Source organism: Streptomyces flavovariabilis (genome assembly GCF_000725785.1).
In the GTDB taxonomy this organism is placed as follows: Bacteria; Actinomycetota; Actinomycetes; order Streptomycetales; family Streptomycetaceae; genus Streptomyces; species Streptomyces hawaiiensis.
Genome location: NZ_JNXD01000104.1, coordinates 1 through 295, shown reverse-complemented (window position 1 = coordinate 295; position 295 = coordinate 1). Strand labels below are relative to the sequence as shown.

The 295-nt window shown below is 72.2% G+C and carries 1 protein-coding gene; it reads right to left on the bottom strand.

Features of this window, described 5'->3' with window-relative positions:
* On the bottom strand, positions 1 to 295 hold a 295-nt coding region (locus IO24_RS0140110), incomplete at both ends, for an acyl-CoA synthetase family protein (protein ID WP_031144856.1).

Here is a 295-nt window from a genome sequence, read left to right as displayed (position 1 = left end):
CATCGGCGTCGGGTACGACGTAGCCGACCAGGCGCCGGTCACCGGGCCGGTCCTCACGGATCACGGCCGCCGCAGCCACCACCCCGGGACAGGCCGCCAGCGCAGCTTCGACCTCGCCCAGTTCGATACGGAAGCCACGCAGTTTGACCTGGTCGTCGGCGCGGCCGAGGAAGTGCAGGGTGCCGTCGCGGTTCCAGCGGGCGAGGTCTCCGGTGCGATACATGCGCGATCCGGCGGGGCCATAGGGGTCGGCGACGAACCGCTGGCCGGTCAGCCCCGGCCGGTTGAGGTAGCC